At 27.5% G+C, this 9,532-nt stretch carries 10 protein-coding genes; 5 read left to right on the top strand and 5 right to left on the bottom strand.

Annotated features, from left to right (window positions below):
• Window positions 1-88 precede the first annotated feature (88 nt).
• From KQ44_RS12525 to KQ44_RS12535, 3 genes are all read left to right on the top strand, one after another.
• The gene (locus KQ44_RS12525) at window positions 89-1,201 is read left to right on the top strand and encodes a hypothetical protein (protein WP_096737686.1); all 1,113 of its coding nucleotides are present in this window, start codon (window positions 89-91) and stop codon (window positions 1,199-1,201) included.
• Between the two features lie 62 nt (window positions 1,202-1,263).
• On the top strand, window positions 1,264-1,668 hold the full coding sequence (locus tag KQ44_RS12530) for a PepSY-like domain-containing protein (RefSeq protein WP_096737687.1): 405 nt from the start codon (window positions 1,264-1,266) through the stop codon (window positions 1,666-1,668).
• A 168-nt stretch (window positions 1,669-1,836) separates the two neighbouring features.
• A complete protein-coding gene (locus KQ44_RS12535; RefSeq protein ID WP_096737688.1) occupies window positions 1,837-2,262 on the top strand; it encodes a hypothetical protein in 426 nt (141 codons plus the stop codon).
• An 83-nt stretch (window positions 2,263-2,345) separates the two neighbouring features.
• Here KQ44_RS12535 and KQ44_RS12540 read toward each other — a convergent pair whose 3' ends face one another.
• Window positions 2,346-2,870, bottom strand: a complete 525-nt coding sequence (locus tag KQ44_RS12540; RefSeq protein WP_096737689.1) for a hypothetical protein — start codon at window positions 2,868-2,870, stop codon at window positions 2,346-2,348.
• Window positions 2,871-3,050: 180 nt separating this feature from the next.
• Here KQ44_RS12540 and KQ44_RS12545 point away from each other — a divergent pair, with 180 nt between their 5' ends.
• Both KQ44_RS12545 and KQ44_RS12555 read left to right on the top strand, forming a co-directional pair.
• Window positions 3,051-4,037, top strand: coding sequence for an aldo/keto reductase (locus KQ44_RS12545; protein WP_096737690.1), 987 nt, complete (start codon window positions 3,051-3,053; stop codon window positions 4,035-4,037).
• Window positions 4,038-4,820: 783 nt separating this feature from the next.
• Window positions 4,821-5,237 (top strand): single-stranded DNA-binding protein, encoded by a 417-nt coding sequence (locus tag KQ44_RS12555; protein ID WP_096737691.1) that lies wholly within the window; start codon window positions 4,821-4,823, stop codon window positions 5,235-5,237.
• On the opposite strand, the gene tmk is transcribed toward KQ44_RS12555, so the two are convergent.
• From tmk to KQ44_RS12575, 4 genes are all read right to left on the bottom strand, one after another.
• Window positions 5,206-5,817, bottom strand: coding sequence for a dTMP kinase (tmk, locus tag KQ44_RS12560; protein ID WP_096737692.1), 612 nt, complete (start codon window positions 5,815-5,817; stop codon window positions 5,206-5,208). The two genes, KQ44_RS12555 and tmk, sit on opposite strands and share 32 nt — an antisense overlap.
• Before the next feature lie 73 nt (window positions 5,818-5,890).
• On the bottom strand, window positions 5,891-7,039 hold the full coding sequence (gene mraY, locus KQ44_RS12565) for a phospho-N-acetylmuramoyl-pentapeptide-transferase (protein WP_096737693.1): 1,149 nt from the start codon (window positions 7,037-7,039) through the stop codon (window positions 5,891-5,893).
• A 614-nt stretch (window positions 7,040-7,653) separates the two neighbouring features.
• The gene (locus KQ44_RS12570; protein ID WP_096737694.1) at window positions 7,654-8,070 is read right to left on the bottom strand and encodes a secondary thiamine-phosphate synthase enzyme YjbQ; all 417 of its coding nucleotides are present in this window, start codon (window positions 8,068-8,070) and stop codon (window positions 7,654-7,656) included.
• Window positions 8,071-8,104: 34 nt separating this feature from the next.
• Window positions 8,105-9,355: a succinylglutamate desuccinylase/aspartoacylase family protein gene (locus KQ44_RS12575; protein ID WP_096737695.1), complete on the bottom strand. Its 1,251-nt coding sequence runs from the start codon at window positions 9,353-9,355 to the stop codon at window positions 8,105-8,107.
• Between the last annotated feature and the right edge of the window lie 177 nt (window positions 9,356-9,532).

The raw sequence follows: 9,532 nt of genomic DNA on the forward strand, positions 1-9,532 counted from the left end.
TAACTATAATAATTTTATAGCTGATAAAATCTTTACTTTTTGCAGGTTTTAAATTATTATATTTGATATTTTACTTTTAGGATTATTTATGAAAAACAATATTACAATAATAGCAGCGTCTATTATATTTTTATTATCTTCTTATATTTTAAATGCTCAGTCAAAATACACAAATGCAATAATGCCGAAACTTCCAAATGCATTTGATATGTTTATAGGAAGAGAAGGAAACAATGAACTGCCCCAATATATAAAACCAGATTATTTCAGAGATGATTATAAAAGGACTTTGCCCAATCCTAATGATACTAATTTAAGTTTCTTTCAAAAATATCCAATAGAATTTCATTTAACCACAACTTTTTCATATGCTATACTTACAAATACTTTTAATATGAGAGATACATTTGCTACTATTGGTCAAACATTTCATAATGATTATATACAATTTACAGGATTTATAACAGCATTCGGATATTTTGATACTCATAACCCTGATATAAATTATCCATATATAAAAGGAAATGCTGGACTTTATGACGGAGGAGTACAGGCTATATTTATTGATAGAATATTAGTTTCTGCTAGAGGAAGAGCCACTTTTGATATAAATACCACTACTTTTATGTTAATGCCTCACTATTATGACCCTACTTTAAACCCTGCTAATATTGATACACCAGACTATTATATACCTCAAGTATTAAATGGTCCTGGTATAAGAGTTGGATTTATTGGTAATCATTATGAACTAGCATATTCTCAGGGTGATTTTAGACATAGTATTCCTAAATCTCTTCTTTTCAGATTTAATATACCAAATATCGAATTCAGATTTATTTATGAACATGAGAATAGAAGAGAACCTGAAAATTATCATATATCTTTATTTGACTCTCTTGTTCAGGCTTCTGCTACATTCAGATTCCCGCTTATGAGTGAAACTATTTGGCTTAATGCTATTGCTGAATACACTTGGAGAGAAAATGATGCTCATTATATACGTTTGGAACAAGGTTTTGAATGGTATATGTTAAACATCGCTTTAAGAGAGATGGTGCATATAAAAGACAGAGAAGCTAAAGCTTATTTAGAATATGCTATATTTGGTAAGTTTAAAGCGGGTCCTGCTGAATTTAATATAGGTTTTCAAGGCTCTACAGATGGGAGATACTATATAGCAGGAAGTGCAAAATTATAAAAACTTGTAACTATATTTTTTATAGTGTATAATAATCTTTATATGATTAAGGGGGATATTAAATGAAAAAAATTGTTTATACTGTATTAATATTGTTTGTAATATCATCTTATATTTTTGCTGCATCAGTGGCTATGAGTGAAGTTCCAAGAGCTGCTATAACATTTGCAGATACTTATTTTGCTGATTACTACTTATTTAGAGCAACTGAAACTGGAGGAAGCTATGCCCTTATATTTAAAGGAGGACTTAGAATATATGTTAATGGAAAGGGCGAATGGAAAACTATAAGCGGAGGAGGAGATGAAATATCTATAGAATATGTTGAAGATAAAGTAAAAAATACTATAAAAAAACAATTCCCAGAAGAAAAAGTTATACAAATTCAAAAAAGAAGTAAAGACTATAAGATTCAATTTAAAAGCAGAAAAAAAATCACTATAGATTTTGAAGGAAATGTTAAATAAATCGATTTATAATATGCTTATGGTATAAAAAGTATAAAAAGTTTTATAAATCTTATAAATATAATAATAGATTTGAATAATACTCACAATTAAATGACTTTTATAATGTATAAAAAAAATATTATTAAGTCCGATAATATATTCAATTATAAGTGTCGGATTTTGAAAATGAATAAAGTTTATATTATATCAATAATAACCTTATTATTTGTTCTTTCATGCAATACGAAAAAGGAAAGTAAGCAGTATAGATTAAACATTAAAGAAGATGCTAATAATATAATAGATATTAAAAGCAGAGAGTTTAATGCTATTGATTTAATAAAATCGAGCTCATTTACATCATATCCTAACATAAAAATAGAAGACCTTATATCACCATTTGATACAGTAGAATGGCATGACTTTATAGCCGAAGATGATTATATGCGTTATATAGATATAATAGGCAGATATAATACAAATGAATATATAGTACAATTTCAAATAATAGATCCATATAGATGGGACTTATATGCATTTGAAATAAATAGCACACCATACTCAATAGATCTAGTAGCAAGCAAACTATACGAATTATACACAAATAAATAATTTTATTATTGATATATAAAAAACACTGCTTTTTATAAACAAATAAAAACAGTGTTTAAACTCAAAAATTTATTTTTAAAAAATTAATTAAATGCTAAAGATATGCTTCCTCTTTTTATATCTATAGGACCTGCTATTCCTCTTGATAATTTTATCTGTATAGCCTGACTTCTGTCTATGTCATCGCCTGTAGTCCAAGCATTTTTTTGCGGTTCAAATATTCCTACTGTAGTACCTGTGCCTGTTCTTTTACCCAAAAATACTTTAACATCATAATATGTTACAATTATACCTTTAGTACCATTTACATTTTCCTCCGTTACTTTTAGAGGTGCTACTATAGATGAACTTTTTATTTCCTGCTCTGTCATATTTTCAACATCTTTTCCGCCTAAAACATAATAAACTTTATCATTAAGCTCTACAGCCTGTATTTCTCTATCAGCTCCATAAACAGTAACTTTCATTTTTGGAGTTTCTTCTCTAGTGACCGTTTCTTCTTTTTTATTCTCTTCCTTTACCGTATTATTATCATTTTTTGGCTTAATAGTTTCACATCCAATAATTATAATCATCAAACCAATAGCAATTAAAACTCTCTTAAACATGACGCCTCCGCTTACCACTTTATATAAAGTTATGAACTATTCTAATATCGGAAATTATTTTAGTAAAATTAAAATAATTTTTACATTTTATACTTGAATAATATCATAATAAATCTATACTTAATATGTATAAACAAATATTATTCAAAATCATAAAATATTTTTTGTAAAGGATTCAAAATGCAAATTTCTGAAAGCAGATATGATAATATGATATACAACAGATGCGGAAAAAGCGGATTAAAACTTCCTATAATATCATTAGGATTATGGCATAACTTCGGTGCAGAATGTGATTACAGTAACATGAAAGAAATGATTAAAACAGCATTTGATAACGGTATCACTCATTTTGATTTGGCAAATAATTACGGACCTCCTTATGGTTCTGCTGAAATTAGTATGGGTAAAATATTAAATGACGGATTATCCAAATACAGAGATGAACTTATTATAAGTACAAAAGCAGGATATGACATGTGGGAAGGACCATATGGCAACTGGGGAAGTAAAAAATATCTCATAGCAAGTATCAATCAAAGTTTAAAAAGACTCAATTTAGAATATGTTGATATATTTTATCATCATAGAATGGATCCTGAAACTCCTTTGGAAGAAACTATAGAGGCATTAACAAGAATAGTAAAAAGCGGAAAGGCATTGTATGCGGGGCTTTCTAATTATGATGGAGCTAATTTAGAAAAGGCTTCAAAACTATTATATTTAGCAAATGTGCCTTTTATTATCAATCAAAATAGATACTCTATATTTGATAGAACTATAGAAAATAATGGTCTTAAATTAAAATCCAAAAAATTAGGTAAAGGTATAATAGCATACAGTCCACTAGCACAAGGGCTATTAACCGATAAATATTTAAATGGTATACCTGATGACAGCAGAATGGCAGCAGATGGAAGATATTTAAAACATGATGCTATAACAAGAAAAAAATTAGAACAAATAAAGGCTCTTAACGACTTGGCATTAAAAAGAGGGGAGTCATTAGCACAAATGGCTTTAAGATGGGTTTTAAAAGATGAAGAAATTACAAGTGTATTAATAGGATCATCAAAACCAAGCCAAATAATAGAAAATTTAAAAATAATTAATAAAATGAATTTAACTGATGAAGAGATAAGAATTATTGATGATATTACCCTTTAGTGTTTAATCTAAAAATAAAATGTCTGATAACAAAAATTACCAGACGTTTTATTTTTTATAATTAAATTAATTATTATTTTAATTTAAAGAAGCTCATAGCATCTTCAAGCTCTCTAGCTCATTTAATAATTATTCAAATAATATACCAAGCTTATCCTTTCTTTCCTTTTTTTATGTTCATTAGCTGCATAAGTTAAACTTCATTTTTCTATTTTTTAGTCTTTTAATAATACTTCCTAAATTTCTTATAAGTCTCTTTATAAATAGATATACAAATATTGTCAATAACATAATGGCAACTAATGCCGCCTATAGAACTAATTAGTATAATTGTATATTTACAGCATATATTTCACTTCCAAACATACTCATAGCAATAAACCAATTCATAGTTTTCATTATAGAATCAAATAATTTAGCATATGCTTGTATAGTGTTGTCAAAACCTTAGAATTTGCTTTCGCTTATTCCGATATTGGCAATTTATTGCTATTAAAAGCATATCACTATAAGTGCCCGATATCAAGATATGATAGCAGGTATTATTAAAGATAAACTATTTATTTTTTATAATGATCTTCAATCATCAATAAAACGAATATATTGTACAAATTATACTAAAATTAAAATAAATTTACAATTTGGTAAAATAAATATAAACAAACCATATAATAGTCGCATATTCTTTCAATAACAACAAAAAATTATAAATATCAGGCTTATTTTATAAAAAAAATTTGTTTAACTAATAGCAAATAATTAATAATTGTAAGGAGCTTAATTATGGCTGGAAACACCAATATAGTAATAGTAGAAGGAAGATTAACTAAAGATCCAACATATATGAAAACAAAAACAGGAAAATCTTTATGCAAATTTAGTATAGCAAATAATAAATGTTATTACAGTAATGGAAGTTTTCAAAAAGAAGTATATTATTTTGACTTGATTGCTTGGGGATATAATGCTGATAAAGCGGCTGTAAATTTGTTTAAAGGAAAGCATGTATTAATTAATGGAGAATTAAGACAAAATATATACACAGCTAAAGATGGAAGCAAAAGAAACAGCTTTTATATATTAGTTTCAGAAATAAATAATCTCGATAAAAAAGTAGTAGGAAATACTGAGTATACAAAAACGGCAAACAATCAAAGAGTATCCGACTTTATTGAAGAGAATCTTGAGGAAGTATTTTAGAGTCTCTTATAATTCGCATAAGTTCATTTTTTAAAGATTCCTCATCTTTATCAGCGTTGATATGGTATATATTTGCGGCATTAAAAGAAGAAAATATTTCATCAACATGCTGAAGATAGTTTTTATTTTCAAATCTATCAACAAAGCCCCTTTTTTCCATAATCCTATTTAAAGCTGTTTCTATAGGTAAATGAAATATAAATACCAAATCAGGCTCTATTATAAAGTCCTTATGCAGATTATAAATATATTCTCTGTCAATACCTTTTGCACCTTGATACGCTATAGAAGAATACATATATCTATCCAAGATTACTGCATAACCATCATTAATTGCAGGCTTTATCATATGCTGAATATGTTCTTTTCTATCAGCTATAAATAGCGATAATTCTTCTTCTGGTTTTAAGTCTTTAGAAAGCATACTCTCTCTAAGTTTAGAGCCAAAATATGCATGAGTAGGTTCAAAAGTATATATAGATTTTATGCCTATACTGTTTAACTCATTTGTAAGAAGCATTCCATGAGTAGATTTCCCCGAACCATCTATCCCTTCTAATACTATCAATTTTCCATTCATATTTTTCCTCATAATATTTGAAATATTACCACATATTAAATATAACAATTATTTGGACAATTAATAAAAAAAATTATCTTATTTTCAAAGTTGCTATGCCTATAATTGCTGCTATTATACCTATAATGTAGAATCTAAATACTACCTGAGTTTCTTTCCAGCCTGATTTTTCAAAATGGTGATGCAAAGGGGCCATTTTAAATATTCTCTTTTTGAACAATTTATATGAAAACACCTGTAAAACAACACTTAATGCTTCTGCTACATAAACTGCCCCTATAATAAGAAGAAGTAATTCATGTTTTATGAATAAAGCAATGATTCCCAAAACCCCGCCTAAAGATAAACTTCCTACATCTCCCATAAAAAACTGAGCAGGGTGAGCATTAAACCATAAAAATCCTAAACCAGCACCGATTAAAGCACCTACAAAAACAGTAACCTCTCCTGCATCTGCTATAAAAGGTATTTTTAAATATGTTGCTACAAGAGAGTTTCCAGAAACATAGGAAAGTACCGCTAATGCCATAGACATTATAATTAAAAGCCCTATAGCAAGCCCGTCAAGACCATCTGTTAAATTTACAGCATTACTCATACTAACAACTACAAATGTTGCAAATGGTATATATAAAAGTTTCAAATCTATATAAAGAGTACTAGCAAAGGGAATAAATATCGTAGAAGAAGGTACTTGTGCTACCTTTACCGCTTCTAATACACCTATACCCTGATTAAGCTCAAATGTCATTAAGAATGTTGATTTATCAAAATAATATAAATAAACTCCTATTATAATACCTACAAAGGTTTGAAAAAATATTTTATATTTACCAGGGAGACCTTTTGAGTTTTTATATTTAATCTTTAAAAAATCATCTAAAAAACCTGCAACAGCAAGTATAAGGAGTGAAAATGAAAGAAGAATTATTTTTAAATTGTCAAGCTTTCCCCATAATAGTATGCTAATTAAAATACTTCCCACTATAAATATTCCACCCATAGTAGGAGTGCCTGTTTTTACCAGATGTGTTTCAGGACCGTCATCTCTTACTACCTGTCCGAAATGAAGTTTTCTTAATTTTTCTATTATATTTGGAGCAAAAAAAAGAACTAATATTAATGCCGTTGCAACTGCTCCTGCTGTTCTAAAAGTAATATATCTAAATAGATTAAAACCAAAAAATGATTCTCTTAATGGATAAAAAATTTCATATAACATGACTATTAACAACCTTTACATAATAAATAAAGTTAAACATTTACTCTATACTATTATATATAAATTGTTTTGTCAATTAAAAAAATATTATGTTAATTACTATTTTTATAACTTTATAACATAGATTATACCTAAACGACTATAGTTTGTAAATTTTTTTATTCAACTTTTTCACCCTGCACACTACATGAGGATTTCGTCAAAGTTGCTACCAAATGTACACTTCGCGAAAGTACAAGTCTAAAATAATACTAAATAGTACTAATTATGTTTTAAATTATTAAATTTAGCCTGAAATATAGCCTGCTGTGCTTGCTTCTACACAGAGCGAGGCGTACTTCGTATAGTGGTGACAGCGTCATAAATGCAGCACGACTGTGAAGACCCACAAATATTTAAAATTAAAAAAATTAATTTTTGACAAATTGTAATTGTTTAGGTATATACCAAAATGATTTTATTTTATCAATTTTTGTCTGTTTCTTACTATAAGAGCAATCTTTATGCGGTAATCTGCAGTATTTATTTAAGTTGAAAAATCATGTGGTATAGTATTTCGAAACAACTAAAATTTATTTTTTGAAAAACTATAGTTGTTCATCTATATAATATAATTATTCACCTATTATTTTTATTAATACCCTTTTTAATCTTTTACCGTCATATTCTCCGTAAAAAATTTGCTCCCAAGTTCCAAAATCTAGTTTTCCGTCTGTAATTGCTACAACAACCTCTCTTCCCATTAATTGTCTTTTCATATGAGCATCAGCATTATCTTCGTATCCATTATGTTTATATTGACTATGAGGTTTTTCTGGAGCTAATTTTTCAAGCCAAACTTCAAAATCATTATGAAGTCCTCTTTCATCATCATTGATAAATACGCTTGCTGTTATATTCATAGCATTACATAAAACTAGCCCTTCTTTTATGCCGCTTTCATCTAAACATTTTTGTACTTCTGGAGTTATATTAAGATAGCCTCTTCTTTTAGGGTAATTTATTTCTAATACTTTTCTGTAAGATTTCATTATTTTTCTCCAATTTATATTTTTGAATTAAATATCATTCCATACCGTATATTTTTAGGAATTCACTTAATATAGTATGCATAATTATTCTTTTTTTATCATAATCCAAATTTCTAGTTAATTCTATTCCGAAAGATTCTATATTTTTTTTAGCAGCATAATATGTTATAGTAGTAGGCATAGGATAGTACATTTGTCTGAATTTAAATTTCATAGGCTCTATTCTTGAATTAATATTATTAAGCACACTCACAACTTTATCGTCTAATTTTCTAGTATCATATATAATAGAATCTCCGAAAAACTCTTTAAATCCGTTTCCTTCATGAAGAGTAAGCACCACATCTATATCATATTCATCAAGCATTTTCATGTATTCTTTGGCTAATTTATCAGTGTCTGTTCTGCTTACTTTTTTATCAAAAAATCTGTTATTAATATCCTGCCCTTCTATTGCCCTAGTATTTTTTCTGTATGCTTCAGGTACAGCAATAGGCACTATAGTAAGGCTTCCTTTTTTTATAGGCATATTAATTCTTTCCATAGCAACATCAGTTCCTACTCTTTCGCTACCATGAGGAACTATCAAAAATATATTAGGTCCTTTTTCAGGGTGAACTACTCTATATATGGTGTTTTCGTTTTTTGTTCCTTCCATTATTTTGAAATTGTATCTATCTATATCTTCATTAAGATGCCCTGCTACTTCTATTTCTAATTGTCTTGATACACTTTCTATTAACGATTTCTCATTTTCTGTTGTTCTGTACGGTCCGTCAAGAATAGGTATTATAGAAGTTTTATGATTGGGTTCTAAAAAATAACTTACTCCTAAAGATGATGAGGGAGTTATTTTTACGGCATTATTATATGTTATTATTGATATATCATCATCATATGCTACAACGGCAAATGATTTTCCTTTAAAATCATATCCTCTTTCATCTTTTGTTATAGTCATCTGAATATCATCATTATGTTTGCTTTTTATATACATATATCCAGAATGCAAAGTAAAATTATTACTTTCGTATGTCAGTTTTGAACTTGGCATAAGTATAATAGATTTCTCTCCATTATCTATTACTAAATATGATTCCTCTTTTGTAGATATTGAAAAATAGTCATCTGGAAAACTTTTTTTAACATCTATATCAGCATGCTCTTCATTAACTATTACAGATGCTTCTCCCTGTCTTGATATTACTTTGAAACTATTAGCAAATAGTAAATTGCTTAATGTTATCATAAAAGAGTATATTAGTATGTATTTAATAATTTTCATAGTAAAAGCCGTTATATTTAAAGTATCGCTTCAATTATCGAATTAATAAAAAAATGCTTTAAATAAAAAAGTTTTGTAAAAAAATATGATAGTATATTTTGTAAATATTAAAAACATGCTCTATTTATGTTGTTTTAATCATGTAGATATCAACAAACTACTGTTTTTAATAGATTT

Origin of the sequence: Brachyspira sp. G79 (genome assembly GCF_002379365.1) — a bacterium.
Lineage (GTDB): Bacteria > Spirochaetota > Brachyspiria > Brachyspirales > Brachyspiraceae > Brachyspira.

Bases quoted from the DNA above. Each gene is read 5' to 3' on its own strand.
- mraY (WP_096737693.1), bottom strand. From the start codon at position 7,039: ATGTTATATGAAATTTTTTATCCATTAAGAGAATCATTTTTTGGTTTT.
- KQ44_RS12540 (WP_096737689.1), bottom strand. From the start codon at position 2,870: ATGTTTAAGAGAGTTTTAATTGCTATTGGTTTGATGATTATAATTATT.
- KQ44_RS12535 (WP_096737688.1), top strand. From the start codon at position 1,837: ATGAATAAAGTTTATATTATATCAATAATAACCTTATTATTTGTTCTT.
- tmk (WP_096737692.1), bottom strand. From the start codon at position 5,817: ATGAATGGAAAATTGATAGTATTAGAAGGGATAGATGGTTCGGGGAAA.
- KQ44_RS12575 (WP_096737695.1), bottom strand. From the start codon at position 9,355: ATGAAAATTATTAAATACATACTAATATACTCTTTTATGATAACATTA.
- KQ44_RS12525 (WP_096737686.1), top strand. From the start codon at position 89: ATGAAAAACAATATTACAATAATAGCAGCGTCTATTATATTTTTATTA.
- KQ44_RS12530 (WP_096737687.1), top strand. From the start codon at position 1,264: ATGAAAAAAATTGTTTATACTGTATTAATATTGTTTGTAATATCATCT.
- KQ44_RS12570 (WP_096737694.1), bottom strand. From the start codon at position 8,070: ATGAAATCTTACAGAAAAGTATTAGAAATAAATTACCCTAAAAGAAGA.
- KQ44_RS12555 (WP_096737691.1), top strand. From the start codon at position 4,821: ATGGCTGGAAACACCAATATAGTAATAGTAGAAGGAAGATTAACTAAA.
- KQ44_RS12545 (WP_096737690.1), top strand. From the start codon at position 3,051: ATGCAAATTTCTGAAAGCAGATATGATAATATGATATACAACAGATGC.